The 562-nt window shown below is 46.4% G+C and carries 1 rRNA gene; it reads right to left on the reverse strand.

The features are described 5' to 3' along the window. Positions 1-437: 437 nt before the first annotated feature. A 5S ribosomal RNA gene (gene rrf / locus CAG00_RS27380) occupies positions 438-553 on the reverse strand. Between the last annotated feature and the right edge of the window lie 9 nt (positions 554-562).

Consider the following 562-nt stretch of genomic DNA (forward strand, 5'->3'; position numbering starts at 1 on the left):
TGGGTTTTTAAGAAACCCTAAACTTGGCTCAGCAATCTCAAATGACTATGTGATTTCTCGCATGGCCACTTGTGATGCTGATAATCTTTGTGACTATCAATCCGTACTCACAAGCACCCACACGAATTGCTTGATTCGATTTGTTAAAGAGCGTTTGGTTAAGAGCTTTTCGTCTCAACCGAGGCGCGCATTCTACGCTTTCCTCAGGGCCTGTCAAGCGTTTATTTTGAAGTTTTTGCGAGAAACTCGTTTAACTTCAAACACTTAACTCGCTTCGATCTCTCGTCGCGGGAGGTGAATAATACAGCATTCGGAAACGCTGTCAACCACCTTTTTACCACCACCGGCTGGCCTTCAGCCTACCAGGAGAAGCGATAGCTTCTACTTAAAGACAAAACCCCTACCTGCATGCGCAGATAGGGGTTTTGCGAAATGAATCTTGACGATGACCTACTCTCACATGGGGAAACCCCACACTACCATCGGCGATGCATCGTTTCACTGCTGAGTTCGGGATGGGATCAGGTGGTTCCAATGCTCTATGGTCGTCAAGAAATTCTGT

This window comes from Pseudomonas sp. B5(2017) (genome assembly GCF_002112825.1).
Taxonomy (GTDB): Bacteria; Pseudomonadota; Gammaproteobacteria; order Pseudomonadales; family Pseudomonadaceae; genus Aquipseudomonas; species Aquipseudomonas putida_Z.